The sequence below is a fragment of the Rhodanobacter sp. KK11 genome, from assembly GCF_033345435.1.
GTDB lineage: Bacteria > Pseudomonadota > Gammaproteobacteria > Xanthomonadales > Rhodanobacteraceae > Rhodanobacter.
In genome coordinates this window covers 86,999-105,233 of record NZ_JAWPMI010000002.1, presented here as the reverse complement: position 1 = coordinate 105,233, position 18,235 = coordinate 86,999, and the positions used below count along the sequence as shown (strand labels likewise).

Sequence of the window (18,235 nt, the reverse complement as noted above, 5' to 3'; positions counted from 1 at the left end):
TCATGATGACTGCATCCGGCTTGATCGTTTTCCTGCTCATCGGCGCGATCGCGGGCTGGCTGGCCGGCCTGATCGTGCGTGGTTTCGGCTTCGGCCTGCTCGGCAACATCGTGGTCGGCATCATCGGCGCGTTTCTCGCCGGCTGGCTGCTGCCGATGCTCGGCGTCGGCTTCAACCTGGGCAGCCCGATCGTCACCAGCATCGTCTACGCGATGATCGGCGCGATCGTGCTGCTGGTGCTCATCGGCCTGATCAAGCGCGCCTGACCGCTCGCCCGGTTCACGGCGGCCAACGAAAAACGCAGCGACACGGGCCGCTGCGTTTTTCCGTGGCGCACGCCGGTTCAGTCGCGCAGGTCGACGTCCTTGGTCTCGCGCACGAACAGCATGCCGATCACGAAGGTCATCGTGGCGATCACCACCGGGTACCACAGGCCGGCGTAGAAGTTGCCGGTGGCCGCGACGATGCCGAACGAGACCGAAGGCAGGAAGCCGCCGAACCAGCCGTTGCCGATGTGGTACGGCAGGCTCATCGAGGTGTAGCGGATGCGAGTGGGGAACATCTCCACCAGCCAGGCGGCGATCGGCCCGTAGACCATCGTCACGTAGAGCACCAGGATAGTCAGCAGAAGGATCACCATCGGCGTGTTGGTCTGCGCCGGGTCGGCCTTGGCCGGGTAGCCGGCAGCGGCCAAGGCCTTGCCGACGCTGTCGCCGAACGCCTTGCTCTGCGCGGTGAAGTCGGCCTTGGCCAGGGCGCCGCCCTCGAACGCGGGGAACTCCTGGCCACCGACCGAGACGACCGCCACCGAGCCCGGCGCCGCGGCGACGTTCTCATACGGCACGCCGCGCTTGGCCAGGAAGCTCTTGGCCACGTCGCACGAACTGGTGAAGACCTTCTTGCCGATCAGGTCGATCTGCACGCTGCAGCCGGCCGGGTCGGCCTGCACCTTGACCGGTGCGGTCACGCTGGCCGCCTCGATCGCCGGGTTGCCGTAGTGGGTGAGGCCCTTGAAGATCGGGAAGTAGGTCAGCGCGGCGAGCAGGCAGCCGGCCAGCACCACCGGCTTGCGTCCGATCTTGTCCGACAGCCAGCCGAACACCACGAAGAACGGCGTGCCGATCACCAGTGCCGCGGCGATCAGCAGCTGGGTGGTGGTGGCATCGATCTTCAGCGTGCTGCCGAGGAAGTACATCGCGTAGAACTGGCCGCAATACCACACCACGGCCTGGCCGGCGGTGGCGCCGAGCAGGGCCAGGATCACCAGTTTCAGATTGCCCCAACGCGCGAACGATTCGGTCAGCGGCGCCTTCGACTGCTTGCCTTCCGCCTTCATCTGCTTGAACACGGGCGACTCGGCCAGCTGCAGGCGGATGTACACCGAGATCGCCAGCAGCAGCGAGGACAGCAGGAACGGGATGCGCCAGCCCCAGTCGTCGAACTTGTCGCCGAGCAGCCACTTGCAGCCCAGGATCACCAGCAGCGACAGGAACAGGCCGAAGGTGGCGGTGATCTGGATGAAGCTGGTGTACAGGCCGCGCTTGCCGTGCGGCGCGTGCTCGGCGACGTAGGTTGCCGCGCCGCCGTACTCGCCGCCGAGTGCCAGGCCCTGCAGCATGCGCAACGCGATCAGGATCACCGGCGCGGCCACGCCGATCGAGCCGTAGCTGGGCAGCAGACCGACGAAGAAGGTGGACAGGCCCATGATCACGATGGTGATCAGGAAGGTGTACTTGCGCCCGACCAGGTCGCCGATGCGGCCGAACACCAGCGCGCCGAACGGGCGCACCGCGAAGCCGGCGGCGAACGCCAGCAGCGCGAACACCAGCTGGCTGGCCTCGTTCAGTCCCGAGAAGAACTGGTGGCCGATGATCACGGCCAGCGAGCCGTACAGGTAGAAGTCGTACCACTCGAACACGGTGCCCAGACTGGATGCCAGGATCACCCGCTTGTGGCTGATGTCCAGTCCGTCGTCACGCTTGCCGACGGCGTCGATGGCAGAAGTGGCCATAGTTCCCTCCCCAGGGTGTTGGCGGTCCTCCCGCGGCGGGACGACCGTTGGTCGGTGCGCTCCGCCGCCGGCGGATCGCGTGGCGCCCTGCCGTCACGCGGCGGGCGTGGAACGGCCGGCGGCCGCGGGGGCCGCCGCCATCGCCTAGAACTTGTACATACCGTTGAGGCTGACCTGATTGCCCGTGGTGGTGCGGGTCGCCGTGGCGCCATTGGCCGAATCGAGCTTGTCGTGCAGCCACTCCACGCTCAGTGCGTAGGCGCCAGTGGCGTACTGCACGCTCAGCGCCGACTGCCGGCTCTCCAGGCGGCCGGCGGTGCCGATCCAGCGCAGCACGTCGTCGTGGTCCGGCTTGGCGATGCCGTAGTACGCATACGCGCTCCAGTTCGGGGTGAACTTGTAGCCGGCCTGCACGTAGCCGCCGCTTTCGGAGATGTCGCCGAACTGCGCCAGCGCGCCGAAGATCTGGCCCAGCCCCTTGCCGCCGTAGGCCAGGCCCTTGAACACCCACGGCCCCGGCATCCAGGCGCCGCCCACTTCGTAGCCCACGCTCTTGACCTTGTCCTTGATCGGCGCCGGCACGGTGTTGCCCACGCCCTTCAGGTCCACCTCGCTGTAGTGCGCCGCGGCGTAGGCCACCCAGGTCTTGTCGGCCACGCGCAGGCGCGCCTCCAGCTGCGGACGGAAGCCCGCGTTGCCCGCGGTGAGGTAGTTCACGTTGTCGCCCGGGCCGCTCCAGTGGCCTTCGAACGCACCCAGGTCGAGCCGCCACTTGGCGCCGTCGCTGCCGTGGTTGAGGTCCTGCATCACCACCACGCCGGGGAAGCGCCAGCCCACCATGCCGGCGCCGAAGCCCAGCGGGAAGGCGATGTGCGAGAGCGAATCGGGGATGTTGTCGATCGGGAACATCAGCTCCCACTGCTGGCCGATGCGCACGGTGGTGCCGGTAGCGGGATTGGCGATGTCCATGTAGGCCTGGCGCAGGCGCGGCGTGAGTTGCTGCTGGCTGTACGGCCCGGTGCCGTTGAAGCCGCCGAAGAAGTCCATCTCGATGCGGCCGCCGCCGACCCAGTCGCCGGCGAACTTGGCGCCGCTGAAATCCAGCCAGAAGCGCGTGTTGCGCACGTCCATGCCGGAGAGCGAGCCCTTCGAGCCGGGCACCGGGAATTCCGCGTTGGTGCCGTTGCCGAAGGTGAAGCTCCTGTCCTGGCTGAACGCGCTGGCGCTGACGAAGCCATGCAGCGCCACCGACACGCCAGGGGCGCTGCTGAATACCGGCGCCGCCGGAGCCGCCGCCACGTTCTGCGCGGGCGTCGCCGGCGTGGGGGGTTGGGCGGGTGCCGCCTTCTGCGCCTGGATCATCGCCTTCAGCTCGTTCAACTGCTGCTCGAGCTGCGCCACGCGCTGTTCGAGCTGCTGCTCGCGCGTGTCGTTCTGCGCGTGGCCCGCCAGCGGCAGCATCAGCGCGCAGGCCATGCTCAGGGCCAGCGCGGTATAACGATGGGTGTGTCGCGTGGTCATGCGTGCATCTCCCCGAGGTCAATGACGGGCCGAGCATGGCCATGCTGCGGCGCGGGCGACTATTCGCCATTGGTCGAACTTCGACCAAAGTCGAGCCGGCTGCGCGCCGCCACCTCCGCGACGATCGGGCTACACTCGAAACGTGCACGCCGCCGGGCGCCTTCCTGCGCCTGCCGCGGCATCCCCGTCGCCATCTTTCACGCCTAGCCAGCAGGAGCCCAGCCATGTCCAAGCTCTACCCGGTCGATCCCTCGTTCGCTGCGGCCGCACGCCTGCGCCGCGACGACTACACGCGCCTCTACGCCGAGTCGGTCAGCGACCCGGAAGGCTTCTGGGGCCGCATCGGCCAGCGCCTGGACTGGATCAAGCCGCCGACGAAGATCAAGGACGTCTCGTTCGACCCGCAGGATCTGCACATCCGCTGGTATGAGGACGGCGAGCTCAACGTGTCGGCCAACTGCCTCGACCGCCAGCTGGAAAAGCGCGGCGACAAGGTGGCGATCATCTTCGAGGGTGACGACCCGAAGGACTCACGCAAGATCACCTACCGCGAGCTGCACGCCGAGGTGTGCAAGTTCGCCAACACGCTGAAGCACCTGGGCGTGGTCAAGGGCGACCGCGTGGCGATCTACCTGCCGATGATCCCCGAGGCGGCGGTGGCGATGCTGGCCTGCGCGCGGCTCGGCGCGATCCACTCGGTGGTATTCGGCGGCTTCTCGCCCGACTCGCTGGCCGGGCGCATCGTCGACTCGCAGGCCAAGGTGGTGATCACCGCCGACGAGGGCCTGCGCGCGGGCAAGCACATCCCGCTCAAGGTCAACGTGGACGCGGCGCTGGAGCGGCCCGGCACCAACAGCGTGGAGACCGTGATCGTGGTGCGCCACACCGGCGGCGCGGTCAACATGCAGTCGCCGCGCGACCGCTACTGGCACACGCTGATGGAAGGCCAATCGGCCGATTGCCCGCCGACCCCGGTCGAGGCCGAGCACCCGCTGTTCGTGCTGTACACCTCCGGCTCCACCGGCAAGCCCAAGGGCGTGCAGCATTCCACCGGCGGCTACCTGGTCTTCATCAGCTACACCCACGAGCAGGTGTTCGACCTGCGCGAGGACGACGTCTACTGGTGCACCGCCGACGTCGGCTGGGTCACCGGGCACAGCTACGTGGTGTACGGCCCGCTGTGCAACGGCGCCACCACGGTGATGTTCGAAGGCGTGCCGAACTACCCCGACCACAGCCGCTTCTGGCAGGTGATCGACAAGCACCAGGTCAGCATCTTCTACACCGCGCCCACCGCGATCCGCGCGCTGATGCGCGAGGGCGAGGCGCCGGTGAAGAAGTGCTCGCGCGCCAGCCTGCGCCTGCTCGGCTCGGTCGGCGAGCCGATCAACCCCGAAGCGTGGGAGTGGTACTACCGCGTGGTCGGCGAGCAGCGCTGCCCGATCGTCGACACCTGGTGGCAGACCGAGACCGGCGGCATCATGATCTCGCCGCTGCCCGGCGCCATCGCCACCAAGCCCGGCTCGGCCACACTGCCGTTCTTCGGCGTCAAGCCGGCCATCGTCGACGCCGAAGGCACCGTGCAGGAAGGCGTGGCCGAGGGCAACCTGCTGATCACCGACTCCTGGCCCGGCCAGGTGCGCACCATCTACGGCGACCACCAGCGCTTCATCGAGACCTACTTCAGCGCCTACCCCGGCAACTACTTCTCCGGCGACGGCGCGCGCCGCGACGAGGACGGCTATTACTGGATCACCGGCCGCGTCGACGACGTGATCAACGTGTCCGGCCACCGCCTCGGCACCGCCGAGGTGGAGAGCGCGCTGGTAGCGCATCCGAAGGTGGCCGAAGCCGCCGTGGTCGGCTGCCCGCACGAGATCAAAGGCCAGGGTATCTACGCCTACGTCACCCTGGTCGCCGGAGAAACCGGCAGCGACGAGCTGCGCAAGGAATTGATTGCCTGGGTGCGCAAGGAGATCGGCCCGATCGCCACGCCGGACTACCTGCAGTGGGCGCCCGGCCTGCCGAAGACCCGCTCGGGCAAGATCATGCGCCGCATCCTGCGCAAGATCGGCGAGAACCTGCCCGACCAGCTCGGCGACATCACCACCCTGGCCGACCCCAGCGTGGTGAAGAACCTGGTCGACGAGCGGTTGATCAAATAAGGCAACCGTAGGAGCGCACCCTGTGCGCGAGGCTCTTCCACCACCACCGGACAAGAGCCTCGCGCACAGGGCGCGCTCCTACATTCCCGACGAAGCCCATGCCCGACATCCTGATCGCCGACGACCACCCGCTGTTCCGTGACGCCCTGCAGCGCGCGGTGCTGGCCGCCATGCCGCAGGCGCGGGTGCACGCCGCCGACAGCGTGCATGCGTTGCTCGGCCTGATCGAGCGCTATCCCGACGCCGAGCTGCTGCTGCTCGACCTGCACATGCCCGGCGCGCGCGGCTACTCCGCGCTGGCACACATTCGCGGCCAATACCCCGGCCTGCCGACCATCGTCGTCTCCGGCCACGAGGAAGCGCAGGTGGCGCGCCGTGCGCTGGCCCATGGCGCCGCCGCCTACATCCCCAAGTCCACCGCCGGCGAGGACATCGTGGCGGCGATCCGCGCCGTGCTCGACGGCGACGTATGGCTGCCGCCGCAACTCGTCGGCGGCGACGCCGAGCTGCAACCCGACGAAGCCGACGCCGCCGCGCGCATCGCCGCGCTCACCCCGCAGCAGTTCCGCGTGCTCACCATGATCGCCGAAGGCCTGCTCAACAAGCAGATCGCGTGGGAGCTCGGCGTCTCCGAAGCCACCGTGAAAGCGCACATGACCGCCATCATGCGCAAGCTCGGCGTCAACAACCGCACCCAGGTCGCATTGGCCGCCAGCCACCTGGCGGTGGAACCCGGCACGATGCAGCCGCTGCCGGACAACCAGGACGCCAGCGGCGATTGAGATCGCCACCGAAGGGTGACCGGCCTCGTGGCGGCCGACGCATGCCTGCTCGTGATGGCCACCGGCGAATCGCCCGTGCCTGCCTTGCTGGATACCCGAAATGCCGGCGGGCCGGACCGACTAATCCGATGAACCCTCGGCCACGCCCTGCTTGCGCGCCAGCGCGGTCAGCAGCGCGCGCAACGCGGCGGGGCGCACCGGCTTGTGCAGCAGCGGGTAGCCCAGTGCGCGGGCGCGCTGTTTCAGCTCGCTGCTGCCGTCGGCGGTGATCATCGCCACCGGCGGCAGTTCGCCCAGCGCCTCGCGCAATTGCTGCAGTGCCTGCAGGCCGTCGGCGCCGTCGGCAAGGTGATAGTCGGCGAGGATCAGGTCGACCGGGCCGCAGCACAGCTCGTCGCGCGCCTGTGCCGTGTCGAGCGCGGTACGGCAGTCCACGCCCCAGCGCCCGAGCAAGGCGCGCATGCCGTCGAGAATGGCCGCGTCGTTGTCCAGGCACAACACGGTCAGCGGCAGCTGTTTGTCGGTGCCGCCGCGTTGCACGCGCTGGGGCCGTACCGGCACCGCCTCGTTGCGCGGCACGGTCACCGCGAAGCAGCTGCCGTGCCCGACCCGCGAATGCAGGTCGAGCCGGTGGCCGAGGATGCCGGCCAGGCGGTCGCAGATCGACAGGCCAAGGCCCAGCCCCTTCTCGCCCCACGGCGAGGGCTGTTCCAGCCGCTGGAATTCGTCGAAGATCCGCGCGCGCTGTTCTGGCGCGATGCCGGGACCGGAGTCCCACACCTCGATGCGCACCTTGTCCACGCCGACCCGGCGCGCGCCCAGCAGCACGCTGCCCTTGCTGGTGTAGCGCAGCGCGTTGGAAAGGAAGTTCTGCACGATCCGGCGCAGCAACTGCGGGTCGCTGCGCACCGCCAGGCGGGTGGGCACCACGCGCAGGCGCAACCCGCGCTGCTCGGCGACCACTGCGAACTGCGCCCTCAGCGAATCGAACAGTTCGGCCAGCGCGAAAGCGCCGACTTCCGGGTGGTAGCTGCCGGCATCCAGACGCGAGACGTCGAGCAACGCATCGAGCAAGTCCTCGGCGGCGCGGAACGAGGCGTCGATGCGCTCGGCCAGCCCGCTCGCCTCCGCATCCAGCCCGGGATGCTGGCGCAGTGCCGAGGTGAACAGGCGCGCCGCGTTCAGCGGCTGCAGCAAGTCGTGGCTGGCGGCAGCGAGGAAGCGCGTCTTGGAGATATTCGCCGTTTCCGCCGCGCGGCGCGCCTGCGCGGTGGCGGCCAGCGCCTCGGACAGTTCGGCGGTGCGTTGCTCGACGCGCTGCTCCAGCGTCTCGTTCACTTCGATCAGCGCCTGCTCGGCGTGCTTGTACGCGGTGACGTCGGTGTAGGTGGTGACGTAACCGCCGCCGGGCAGCGCGCGGCCGCGCAGTTCGATCACCGTGCCGTCCGGACGCACGCGCTGGAACAGGTGCGCCGAGCCGGCCTGCATGTACTGGATGCGCTTGGCCACGTTCGTCTCGACCTCGCCCGGGCCGCACTCGCCGCGCTCGGCGTTCCAGCGGATCAGCTCGGCCACCGGCACGCCCACGTGCACCATGCCGTCGGGATAGTCGAACAGCTCCATGTAGCGCCGGTTCCATGCCACCAGGCGCATCTGCGCGTCGACCACGCTGATCCCCTGCGAGACGTTTTCCAGCGTGGTGGACAGCAGCTCGCGATTGAAGCGCAGTTCCTGCGAGGCCTCGTCCAGCAGCGCCATCGACTCGGCCAGGTCCAGGCCGCTGCCGGACAACGCGCTGATCAGGATGCGCCGCGCGTTGGCCGCGCCCACCGCCGAGGCCAGCAGCCGTTCGGTGTACTGGATCAAGGCGCGGTCGGCCGCCTCGCCGGGCTGCAGCGGCTTGCCGCGCCGCTGCGCGTATTCGTCGAACGCACGTGCGCTGCTGCGCTCGCCCACGATGCGCTCGGCGATGGTGCGCAGGTCGGCCACCACCACGCGGCCGCGCCAGTCGCCGCTGCCGCCGCGGCTGGCCGGGTCGGCGTCCATGAACATCGCCGCGTGCAGGCGTTCCTCCAGGCTGGGCCGCAGGCGCAGTGAGACGAACACCAGGCAACCCACGTTGACCAGCAGCGACCAGAATGTGCCGTGCATCACCGGGTCCCAGCCGCTCAGATGGAACAGCGCCTGCGGACGCAGCCAGTCCCAGCCGAACGGGCCTTGCTGCAGCCATTCGTGGGAACGGATCAGCGCCGGCAGCAGCAAGGTGTACAGCCACACCAGGAAGCCGCCGGCCAGGCCGACGATCACGCCGCGGCGGCTGGCGCCGCGCCAGTACAGCGCGGCGATCAGCGCCGGCGCGAACTGCGCCACCGCGGCGAACGCCAGCAGGCCGGTGGCGGCCAGGTTCTCCGCGTTCGCGGCGACGCGGTAGTAGGCGTAGGCCATCACCGCCAGCAGCACGATCGCCACCCGGCGCACGCCCAGCACCAGCTGCGACAGGTCGCTGCGCTGTTCCAGCCGCAGCGCGCGGATGCGCAGCAGCGCTGGCATCACCAGGTCGTTGCTGATCATCGTCGACAGCGCCACCGAAGCCACGATCACCATGCCGGTCGCCGCCGAGAAGCCGCCGATGAAGGCCAGCAGCGCCATGCCGCGGTCGCCGTGCGCCATCGGCAGGGTCAGCACCCAGGCGTCGGCGGCGCCGTCGCGCACCAGCGGCATGTGTGCGCCGGCCGCCACGATCGGCAGCACCGCCACGCTGACGATCGCCAGGTACAACGGCACCATCCAGCGTGCGCGGGTGAGGTCGCCGGGTTCCTCGCATTCGACCATGCCGATCTGGAACTGCCGCGGCAGGCAGAACATGGCGCAGAACGCCAGCATGGTCTGCGCCAGGAAGCCCGGCGACAGACCGTGGCCCAGCTGGACGACCGGCCGCTGCACCGTCTCGGCCAGGCCAGGCCCCTGCCACAGCGCGTAGCCGGCCAGCGCCACGAAGGCGAGCAGCTTGATCAGCGACTCCAGCGCGATCGCCAGCATCATGCCGTGGTGGTGTTCGGTGGCGTCGATGCTGCGCGTGCCGAACAGGATCGCGAACACCGCCAGCAGCACCGCGCACCACATCGCGCTGTCGACGCCACCGGCCATCACCATGCCGTGTCTGACCCCGCCGAGCACGCCGAACGACATCGCCACCGCCTTGAACTGCAGCGCGATGTACGGCACCACCGCGATCACCGCGATCACCGCCACCAGCGCGGCCAGCCCGTGCGACTTGCCGAAGCGTGCGCCGATGAAATCCGCGATCGAGGTGATGTTGCGCTTCTTCACCGTCTGCACCAGCCGGCGCAGCAGGCCGAAGCCGAACACGAACAGCAGGATCGGACCGAGGTAGATCGGCAGGTAGGCCAGGCCGTCGCGCGCCGCCGTGCCGACTGCGCCGTAGAACGTCCACGACGAGCAGTACACCGCCAGCGCCAGGCTGTAGACGATCGGGCGCAGCCGCGGCTGGCGCGGGTACAGCGGCCGACGGTCGCCCGCGTAGGCCACCACGAACAGCAGCCCGACGTACAGCAGCGACACCAGCAGCAACAGCCAACCCTGGATCAAGTCGTGTTCTCCCGGCCGGACGATCGGCGACCGCGTGCCCGCGCTTGTGCCCTCGCGGCAGCGGCGGCACCATGCCCGGATGACCGCTGCTCCCGCATTGACGCTTGCCAACGTAGCAGAGCACCTGCGCGATGACGAGATTCATGTATGGCGGCTGGACTACCGGCCGGCAGACGGGCGAGCGCCGTTGCTCGCCTTGCTGGCCGCCTACCTCGGCATCGCACCGGCACGGGTCGTGCTGGCCAGCGGCGAACACGGCCGCCCCGCGCTCGCCGCCGGGCTGGATCCGTCGCTCGACTTCAACTGGTCGCACAGCGGCTCGCATGCGCTGGTCGCGGTCGGCCGGCATGTCGCGCCGGGGATCGATCTCGAATGCCTGCGCCCGCGCACCCGCGCACTGCAGATCGCCGAACGCTATTTCAGTCGTGACGAGGCCGCCACGCTGGCCGCACTGCCGGACGCCGAACGCGACACCGCCTTCCTCGAACTGTGGACCGCCAAGGAAGCGGTGTTGAAGGCGCTGGGACGCGGCCTCGCGTTCGGCCTGGACCGGCTCAGCATCGCCGGCACCGCCGACCGGTTGCAGCTGCGGCGGCTGGAAGGCGACGACGTCGGCGCCTGGCAGCTGCAGCGACTGGATATCGGCCGCGGCCTGGTTGCCGCGCTGGCGTGGCGCGGCGGCGAGCGCCGGATCCGCCTCGCCACGCTTGCCAGCAGCGACTGATCGGCGCACTGTTTCCGGTCCGTCGACCGGTCTGCACCAACATGGGCCGGCATGCCGATCGCTACCCACCGCCGAGGATCGTCCGCCCGTCATGACCCTGCTCAGCGTCAACCTCAACAAGATCGCCGTACTGCGCAATTCGCGCGGCGGCCGCGAACCGGATATCTGCCGCGCCGCACAGACCTGCATCGAGGCCGGCTGCGGCGGCATCACCGTGCACCCGCGGCCGGACCAGCGCCACGTGCGGCCCGACGACGTGCGCGCGCTGGCCGCCATGCTGCGCGGACGGGTCGAGTACAACATCGAGGGCAACCCGTTCGCCGCGCCCCGCGGCGAGTATCCCGGCCTGATCGCGCTGGCGCGCGAAGTGCGCCCGACCCAGGTGACCCTGGTGCCGGACAGCGACGGCCAGATCACTTCCGACCACGGCTTCGACCTGCGCCGTGACATCGCGCAGCTGCGTCCGCTGGTGGGCGAACTGTGCGACCTCGGTTGCCGGGTCAGCCTGTTCGTCGACGCCGGCAGCCAGGATTTCGACTTGGCCGCGGTGATCGGCGTGCAGCGCATCGAGATCTACACCGGCCCCTACGCCGAGGCGTTCGCCGACGGCCAGCCCGCGGCCGCCCTGGCGATGTGTGCCGACACCGCACGGCGCGCGCAGCAGGCCGGCCTGGCGGTAAACGCGGGACACGACCTCAGCCAGGCGAACCTGGGCACGTTCAAGGCGGCGATTCCCGGCCTCGCCGAGGTATCCATCGGCCACGCGCTGATCGGCGAGGCGCTGTACGAGGGGCTGGCCACCACCGTGCGCAACTACCTGCAGATCCTGCGCTAGGCGCGGCGCAACTTGTGCGGCCGCGCAAACGAAAACCCCCGCGCGAGGCGGGGGTTTTCCCTGTTGCGCACTGCCGCGGCAGCGGCCGGTCAGAAGTTTTCGGTGAACCCGATCTTGACCAGCTTGTAGCTCTTTGCATCCGCCAGCACCCGGGCCACGTGCTCGTAGGCCACCGCGTCGGCCGCGGCGATCTGGATTTCCGGCTGGTTGCTCAGCGCCTGCTGGCCGATCACCGCCAGCTGCGCCCGCAGACCCAGCTCGTCGACCGGAATGTCGTTCCAGTACAGCGCGCCGGACTGGTCGATCTTCAGGTGGATCGGTTCTGCCGGGTTGCTCGGCGGCGGCTGGTTCGGATTCGGCTGCGGCAGGTCAACCTGGATGCGGTGCGCCAGCACCGGTGCCGTGATCATGAAGATGATCAGCAGCACCAGCATCACGTCGACCAGCGGGGTGACGTTGATTTCCGACATCGGGCCGCTGGTTTTGGTACTGAATGCCATCTTAGGTTCACCCCTTCGGCGCGTCGGTGGTCATGAAGGCGACATGCACCATGCCCGAATCCTTGGCGTCGCCGATGATCTTCTTCACGATCTTGAACTCGGTTCCCTTGTCCGCGCGGATCTGCAGCTCCGGCTGGGGCGACTTCTGCGCATTCACCGCAAACTGCGCCCGCAGCTCGGCTTCGCTGACCAGGTGATCATTGAAGTACATGCTGCCGTCCTGCTTGACCGCCAGATCCAGCGGCGGCACGGCCATTTCCGAGTCCGGCGTCTTGGGATTCGCCGTCGGCAGGTCGATCGTGATGGAGTGCGACATCAACGGCGCCGTGATCATGAAGATGATCAGCAGCACCAGCATCACGTCGACCAGCGGCGTGACGTTGATTTCCGACATCGGGCCGCCGGAATTGCCTCCTACGCTCATCGCCATGGGTCAATCCCTCACTTCGAGCTTTCGACGCGCGAACCGGTAGCGAAGAAGTCGTGCAGGTCGTGTGCGAATTCGTCGAAGCGGGCGTAGGTCAGGCGGTTCGTGCGGCTGAAGAAGTTGTACGCGAACAGCGCCGGGATCGCGGCGAACAGACCGAACGCGGTCATGATCAGCGCCTCGCCGACCGGGCCGGCCACCGCGTTCATCGACGCGTTGCCGGAAGCGGCGATGCGGATCAGCGCGTGGTAGATGCCCCACACGGTACCGAGCAGACCGACGAACGGGGCGGCGGAACCCACGGTGGCAAGCAGGGTCATGCCGCCTTCCAGGCGCAGGCTTTCACGGGCCACGGCCTGACGCAGGGCGCGATCGATGAACTCCGAACGGCTCAGCGACTCGGCCAGACGGCCGGTGGTGCCCGCTGCTGCCGTGGCCTGCTGGTGATGGGCCACCGCCGAAGCGGCGTCGAGCGCGATCTTCGAGAACGGCTCGCTGCGCGGCTGGGCTTCCAGTTCGCGAATCGCGTCCTGGGTGGAGCCGTTGCCCCAGAATCCGTCGATGACCTTGTCGGCACGGGCCTTCACCGTCACGTTGCGGATGCCGTTGGCGATGATGAAGTACCACGACAGGAACGACATCACGACCAGGGTCACGAAGACGACCCAGCCGAGCCAGTCGAAGTTCTGGATCAGGTTGTCGAAGCCCATCTGTTTCATGGCTTCGGCGTTGGTATTGCCACCCATGGCCTGTGCGGCATCGGTCGTTGCAGGAGTCTGTAGGAACATAACGCTACCCTAGGGAAGTCAAGCGTGAACTGTAACTGTAAACCGGGCGGAGCCGGTTACAGCTGGTTGAGATTGAAGTTGACCGGAACGCGTGCGTACCCTTCAACTTTCTGTCCATTTCGAATCGTTGGGTTGAAGCGCCAACGACGTGCGGCATCCATGGCAGCACGATCGAGTTCGTGGTAACCGCTGGAGCGGTCGATCTTGATGTCCTTCGGCAAACCGTCCACGCCCACCAGGATCATCAGCACCACCGTGCCCTCATGCCGCTGGCGGATCGCCTGCGGCGGATACTTCGGCTGAAGGCGACTGTTGTAGCTGAGATCCGAACTGGCCGTGATGTCCGCTGGCGGCGCCGGTGGTGCTGGCGGTGCCGGCGGCGCTGCCGGGGTCGCGTTCGCTGAAACCTCTTCCACCGGCGGTGGCGGGGTCGGCGGCGGCGGGGTCGGCGGCGGCTTGATCTGCTGGATGATCTTCGGCGGCGGCTGCTTCGGCGGTTCCGGCGGCGGCGGCGGCGGTGGCGGCGGCGGCGGCGGCGGTTCGATGAAGTTCACCTGGACGATGCGTTCCTTTTCCTTGTGGTTCTGATTCGGCGGCGCCATCGGCGCCACGATCAGCAGGAAGGCAAACGCATGCAGCCCGATGGCAACTGCCAATGCCCAGGTGCGTTTCCAACTAAACGGCTCGCGCCCGATTTCTTCGTTACTTGAGGCCATCTGTCACTGTCTGGAACTTGTCGATCGGAAGAGAACGTTGCCGCAGGGCTTGGCCCGAAACCGTCTGATGCCTGGACGGACCCGGAGGGAACTTGCCGCTGGGGAGACGCAGGGAAAGGTTTCAACGGTACAACAGCACATGACGTTTGTATAGCACTGCGGGGCGCACGATATGGACGTCCATCCGCCCCGCAGTCTGCCACGTGCCTCGATCGGTCAGCCGGCGTCGGCCTTCCGCAACCAGTCCTTGGCCTTCGCCGCCGTCTCCGGATCCTGCGCGGCCTTCTTCATGGCGGAAACCGCGGCAGGCTTGTTCTTCAGGCCACGCTCGGACTCGGCCAGCAGCATGTATGCCGTGCCCTTGTGCTTCACGCCCTTGTCGATGCCTTGCTGGATCAGGCTCTTGGCCTGGCTGTACTTGTTCTCGCTCAGGAGAAGGCGACCGGCACGCACGGCAGCTTCACCGTCGCTGGCCAGCGGCATGGCCTTGTTGTAGTAGCCGACCGCCTTGTCGATGTTGTTGGCGATCTCGGCGGACTGGCCGAGCAGCACGTAGGTTTCCGCGTCGGGCTTGACCATGCCCTTGTTCATGCCTTCCTCGAGTACCTGCTGGGCCTTGGTCGCGTTCGGCGTCGGGTCGGAGCTTTCCTGGCCGGTGATCAGGTACAGCTTGGCCAGGTTCACGTACTGCGTGTCCTTGTTCAGCGTGCCGCCGGCGCGGGCCTTCTCCAGCATCTGGATCGCCTGCGGATACTTCTGCGCCTGCATCAGCACGGCCACGGCGTTGTTCAGCGCGTTGGGATCGCTCGGGTTGGCGTTGAGCTGGCCCTGGGCCAGGTCGGCGGCCTTTTCGCTCTGGCCGGATTCGGCGTAGCTGGCCATCAGGATCTGGTCCCAGGTCGGCTGCGGCTTGTCGGTCATCGACTTGGCCTTGGTGATCGCGGCGATCGCCTCGGGGTACTTGCCGAGGCGGTAATCGATGTTGCCCTCGAGCGCATACGAATCGGCGGTTTCCTTCTTGCCCTCGGCACGCCACTTGGTGATCGTGTCCAGCGCCGGCTGGTACTGCTCGTCGGCCACCTGGAACTGCGCCAGCATGTACATCAGCTGGAAGTAGGTGTCGTTCGGCATCACGCCGAGCGCCAGCGAACGCTGCAGCGCGCTGATGGCAGCCTTGTAGTCGCCGTCGTTGTAGTGGAGGCTGGCCATGCCCTGCAAGGCAAGCGCCTGGGCGTACTTGCTCTTGCTGCTGTCGATGATCGGCTGCAGCAATTGTTCGGCCTTGGCCTTGTCACCTTCGTTGACCGCATCCAGACCCGCGTTGAGGTTCTTCTGGTCCTTCTCGCTGGTCAGGTCGAGCTTCGGTTCGGTGCGGGTCGCGTTCGGATACAGCACTTCCTTCTTGGCATTGTCGTTCTTGCTCGCCAGCACCGGGCTGCTGGAAAAGCCCAGCAACAACACGGCGCCCGCCAGCACGGTCAAGCCTCGGACATGCTTCATGGTGATCCTCATCATCTGTCGGCGCGTTTCGATCGAGTGACGCGGGGGAATAGCGAAGACTACTGCGAGCCGGGCGTTGCAGACAAGTTGCAGCGCGGCATGAAAGATTGTTAAAAATCAATGAGTTGCACATACTGCGCCGTATGTTGATACGGCACCGTCGCACGGCAGTGCGGATGTCGGGTCGGCTGCCGACGCCAACGCTGCCGGCAGCACGGGTTCAGATGTCCAGGTTTGCGACCTTCAGCGCGTTCGCCTCGATGAAGTCGCGCCGCGGTTCCACCGCCTCACCCATCAGCATGGAAAACATCTGGTCGGCCGCAATGGCGTCTTCGATGCCCACCTGCAGCATACGGCGGGTATCCGGGTTCACCGTGGTGTCCCACAGCTGTTCCGGGTTCATCTCGCCCAAGCCCTTGAAGCGCTGGATGCTGCGCCCCTTCTTGGCCTCCTCCAGCAGCCAGTTGCGCGCTTCGAGGAAGCTGAGCACGCCGCGCGTGGCATTGCCGCGGCGCACTACCGCATCGGGCAGGATCATGCCGGCGATCTGCTGGCTGATGGTCAGCAACGGACGGAACTCGACGCTGGCGAAGAATGGCTGCGGCAGCAACCAGGTGTGGCTGAGCCCATGCTGTTCCTTCACTACCTCGATCGCAGCCGGCTGTTCGCCATGGGCCGGGCGCAGTGCCAGGCGGTAATGCGGCTTGCCCAGGCCGCTGGCGGCCAGACGCCGGGCCACGCCGTCCAGCCAGGCCTGCATCGCGGCCGGATCAGCCCACAGCGCCGGTGCCATCGGCGTGTGTTCGAGCAAGGCATTCAACACGGTGGCATCGAAGCGGTGTGCCAGCCGGCTGATCTGGTCCAGCGCGTGCTGGTAGCCACGCAGCAGTTTTTCCAGTGCCTCGCCGGTGATCGGCGGTGCATCCGGGTTGTAGGTGAGCGCAGCGTTGTCCACTGCGCTGGAAATCAGGTAGTCGTTCAGCGCGGCATCGTCCTTGATGTACAGCTCCTGCTTGCCCTGCTTCACCTTGTACAGCGGCGGCAGGCCGATGTAGACGTGGCCGCGTTCGATCAGCTCCGGCATCTGGCGGTAGAAGAAGGTCAGCAGCAAGGTGCGGATGTGCGAGCCGTCGACGTCCGCGTCGGTCATCAGGATGATGCGGTGGTAGCGCAGCTTGTCGGGGTTGTATTCGTCCTTGCCGATGCCGGTGCCCAGCGCGGTGATCAGGGTACCGACCTCGGCCGACGACAGCATCTTGTCGAAGCGCGCCTTCTCCACGTTGAGGATCTTGCCCTTCAGCGGCAGCACGGCCTGGGTCTTGCGGTTGCGGCCCTGCTTGGCCGAGCCGCCGGCCGAATCACCCTCGACCAGGAACAGTTCGCACAGCGCCGGATCCTTTTCCTGGCAGTCGGCCAGCTTGCCGGGCAGGCCGGCGATGTCCAGGGCGCCCTTGCGGCGGGTCATCTCGCGCGCCTTGCGCGCGGCCTCGCGGGCGCGCGCGGCATCGACCGCCTTGGAGGCGATTGCCCTGGCTTCGTTCGGGTGTTCCAGCAGGAATTCGCCCAGCTTCTCGTTGACCGCCTGCTCCACCGCGGTCTTCACCTCGGAGGACACCAGCTTGTCCTTGGTCTGCGAGGAGAACTTCGGGTCGGGCACCTTCACTGACAGCACCGCGATCATGCCTTCGCGCATGTCGTCGCCGGACAAGGCCACCTTGGCGTTCTTGGCCAGGCCTTCCTTCTCGATGTAGTTCTGCAGCGAGCGGGTCAGCGCAGCGCGAAAGCCGGTGAGGTGGGTGCCGCCGTCGCGCTGCGGAATATTGTTGGTGAAGCAGAACATGGTCTCGTTGTACGAGTCGGTCCACTGCATCGCCACTTCCACCACGATGCCGTCCTGCTCCGCCGTAAGGCTGATCACGTTCGGGTGCAGCGCGGTCTTCATCTGGGCCAGGTGCTGCACGAATGAGCGGATGCCGCCCTCGTAGGCAAACGTGTCCTGGCGCCCCTCCCCGCGCTCATCCTTCAGCACGATGGTGACGCCGGAATTGAGGAAGGCCAGCTCGCGCAGACGCCTGGCCAGCACTTCATAGTGGAAGTCGATGTTGCTGGTGAACGTGGCCGGGCTGGGCAGGAAACGCACCAGGGTGCCGCGCCGGGACGACGGGCCGATCTCCTTCAGCGGGTACAGCGGCTCGCCCAGCGAGTACTCCTGCAGATACTCATGGCCGTCCCGATGGATGGTCAGCCACAGGTGATCGCTCAAGGCGTTCACCACCGACACGCCCACACCGTGCAGGCCGCCGGAAACTTTGTACGAGTTGTCGTCGAACTTGCCGCCGGCGTGCAGCACCGTCATCACCACTTCAGCGGTGGAGCGATGCTCCTCCGGGTGCATGTCGACCGGAATGCCACGGCCGTTGTCGCTGACACTGACCGAGCCGTCATCATGGATGGTGACCACCACCTTGTCGCAGTAACCGGCCAGCGCCTCGTCGATCGCGTTGTCGACGACCTCGAACACCATGTGGTGCAGGCCAGTGCCGTCATCGGTGTCGCCGATGTACATGCCCGGGCGCTTGCGCACCGCCTCCAGGCCCTTCAGGACCTTGATGTTGCTCGAGTCGTAATGCGATTCGTTGATGGGTTCGTTCATGCGT

Annotated in this window: 14 protein-coding genes; 5 read left to right on the top strand and 9 right to left on the bottom strand. The window is 67.4% G+C overall.

The window, feature by feature from the left end:
* The first annotated feature begins 5 nt into the window (after window positions 1–5).
* Window positions 6–266, top strand: a complete 261-nt coding sequence (locus R5H19_RS06900) for a GlsB/YeaQ/YmgE family stress response membrane protein (RefSeq protein WP_318158253.1) — start codon at window positions 6–8, stop codon at window positions 264–266.
* Between the two features lie 77 nt (window positions 267–343).
* On the opposite strand, the gene R5H19_RS06895 is transcribed toward R5H19_RS06900, so the two are convergent.
* Both R5H19_RS06895 and R5H19_RS06890 read right to left on the bottom strand, forming a co-directional pair.
* Window positions 344–2,011: an MFS transporter gene (locus R5H19_RS06895; protein ID WP_318158252.1), complete on the bottom strand. Its 1,668-nt coding sequence runs from the start codon at window positions 2,009–2,011 to the stop codon at window positions 344–346.
* Window positions 2,012–2,155: 144 nt separating this feature from the next.
* On the bottom strand, window positions 2,156–3,532 hold the full coding sequence (locus R5H19_RS06890; protein ID WP_318158251.1) for a porin: 1,377 nt from the start codon (window positions 3,530–3,532) through the stop codon (window positions 2,156–2,158).
* A gap of 224 nt (window positions 3,533–3,756) precedes the next feature.
* On the opposite strand from R5H19_RS06890, the gene acs reads away from it, so the two are divergent.
* Both acs and R5H19_RS06880 read left to right on the top strand, forming a co-directional pair.
* Window positions 3,757–5,697 (top strand): acetate--CoA ligase, encoded by a 1,941-nt coding sequence (acs, locus tag R5H19_RS06885; protein ID WP_318158250.1) that lies wholly within the window; start codon window positions 3,757–3,759, stop codon window positions 5,695–5,697.
* Between the two features lie 98 nt (window positions 5,698–5,795).
* Window positions 5,796–6,479: a response regulator transcription factor gene (locus R5H19_RS06880; RefSeq protein WP_318158249.1), complete on the top strand. Its 684-nt coding sequence runs from the start codon at window positions 5,796–5,798 to the stop codon at window positions 6,477–6,479.
* A gap of 120 nt (window positions 6,480–6,599) precedes the next feature.
* Here the strand turns inward: R5H19_RS06880 and R5H19_RS06875 are convergent, their stop codons facing one another.
* Entirely contained in the window at window positions 6,600–10,088 is a 3,489-nt protein-coding gene (locus R5H19_RS06875; protein ID WP_318158248.1) for a PAS domain-containing hybrid sensor histidine kinase/response regulator, read from the bottom strand.
* Between the two features lie 79 nt (window positions 10,089–10,167).
* On the opposite strand from R5H19_RS06875, the gene R5H19_RS06870 reads away from it, so the two are divergent.
* Window positions 10,168–10,812 carry a 4'-phosphopantetheinyl transferase superfamily protein gene (locus R5H19_RS06870; RefSeq protein WP_318158247.1) on the top strand — a complete coding sequence of 215 codons (645 nt, stop codon included), beginning with the start codon at window positions 10,168–10,170 and terminating at the stop codon, window positions 10,810–10,812.
* A gap of 91 nt (window positions 10,813–10,903) precedes the next feature.
* Window positions 10,904–11,647: a pyridoxine 5'-phosphate synthase gene (locus R5H19_RS06865; protein ID WP_318158246.1), complete on the top strand. Its 744-nt coding sequence runs from the start codon at window positions 10,904–10,906 to the stop codon at window positions 11,645–11,647.
* 89 nt (window positions 11,648–11,736) lie between these two features.
* Here the strand turns inward: R5H19_RS06865 and R5H19_RS06860 are convergent, their stop codons facing one another.
* From R5H19_RS06860 to gyrB, 6 genes are all read right to left on the bottom strand, one after another.
* On the bottom strand, window positions 11,737–12,147 hold the full coding sequence (locus R5H19_RS06860) for a biopolymer transporter ExbD (protein WP_318158245.1): 411 nt from the start codon (window positions 12,145–12,147) through the stop codon (window positions 11,737–11,739).
* A gap of 7 nt (window positions 12,148–12,154) precedes the next feature.
* The gene (locus tag R5H19_RS06855) at window positions 12,155–12,577 is read right to left on the bottom strand and encodes a biopolymer transporter ExbD (RefSeq protein WP_318158244.1); all 423 of its coding nucleotides are present in this window, start codon (window positions 12,575–12,577) and stop codon (window positions 12,155–12,157) included.
* An 11-nt stretch (window positions 12,578–12,588) separates the two neighbouring features.
* Window positions 12,589–13,320, bottom strand: a complete 732-nt coding sequence (locus tag R5H19_RS06850; protein ID WP_318158436.1) for a MotA/TolQ/ExbB proton channel family protein — start codon at window positions 13,318–13,320, stop codon at window positions 12,589–12,591.
* Window positions 13,321–13,418: 98 nt separating this feature from the next.
* On the bottom strand, window positions 13,419–14,078 hold the full coding sequence (locus tag R5H19_RS06845) for a TonB family protein (protein ID WP_318158243.1): 660 nt from the start codon (window positions 14,076–14,078) through the stop codon (window positions 13,419–13,421).
* Between the two features lie 216 nt (window positions 14,079–14,294).
* The gene (locus R5H19_RS06840; RefSeq protein WP_318158242.1) at window positions 14,295–15,578 is read right to left on the bottom strand and encodes a tetratricopeptide repeat protein; all 1,284 of its coding nucleotides are present in this window, start codon (window positions 15,576–15,578) and stop codon (window positions 14,295–14,297) included.
* Window positions 15,579–15,798: 220 nt separating this feature from the next.
* Window positions 15,799–18,231 carry a DNA topoisomerase (ATP-hydrolyzing) subunit B gene (gyrB, locus tag R5H19_RS06835; protein WP_318158241.1) on the bottom strand — a complete coding sequence of 811 codons (2,433 nt, stop codon included), beginning with the start codon at window positions 18,229–18,231 and terminating at the stop codon, window positions 15,799–15,801.
* Between the last annotated feature and the right edge of the window lie 4 nt (window positions 18,232–18,235).

Coding starts and splice junctions, on each gene's coding strand:
- R5H19_RS06900 (WP_318158253.1), top strand. CDS start 6: ATGACTGCATCCGGCTTGATCGTTTTCCTGCTCATCGGCGCGATCGCG.
- R5H19_RS06895 (WP_318158252.1), bottom strand. CDS start 2,011: ATGGCCACTTCTGCCATCGACGCCGTCGGCAAGCGTGACGACGGACTG.
- R5H19_RS06890 (WP_318158251.1), bottom strand. CDS start 3,532: ATGACCACGCGACACACCCATCGTTATACCGCGCTGGCCCTGAGCATG.
- acs (WP_318158250.1), top strand. CDS start 3,757: ATGTCCAAGCTCTACCCGGTCGATCCCTCGTTCGCTGCGGCCGCACGC.
- R5H19_RS06880 (WP_318158249.1), top strand. CDS start 5,796: ATGCCCGACATCCTGATCGCCGACGACCACCCGCTGTTCCGTGACGCC.
- R5H19_RS06870 (WP_318158247.1), top strand. CDS start 10,168: ATGACCGCTGCTCCCGCATTGACGCTTGCCAACGTAGCAGAGCACCTG.
- R5H19_RS06865 (WP_318158246.1), top strand. CDS start 10,904: ATGACCCTGCTCAGCGTCAACCTCAACAAGATCGCCGTACTGCGCAAT.
- R5H19_RS06860 (WP_318158245.1), bottom strand. CDS start 12,147: ATGGCATTCAGTACCAAAACCAGCGGCCCGATGTCGGAAATCAACGTC.
- R5H19_RS06855 (WP_318158244.1), bottom strand. CDS start 12,577: ATGGCGATGAGCGTAGGAGGCAATTCCGGCGGCCCGATGTCGGAAATC.
- R5H19_RS06850 (WP_318158436.1), bottom strand. CDS start 13,320: ATGGGTGGCAATACCAACGCCGAAGCCATGAAACAGATGGGCTTCGAC.
- R5H19_RS06845 (WP_318158243.1), bottom strand. CDS start 14,078: ATGGCCTCAAGTAACGAAGAAATCGGGCGCGAGCCGTTTAGTTGGAAA.
- R5H19_RS06840 (WP_318158242.1), bottom strand. CDS start 15,578: ATGAAGCATGTCCGAGGCTTGACCGTGCTGGCGGGCGCCGTGTTGTTG.
- gyrB (WP_318158241.1), bottom strand. CDS start 18,231: ATGAACGAACCCATCAACGAATCGCATTACGACTCGAGCAACATCAAG.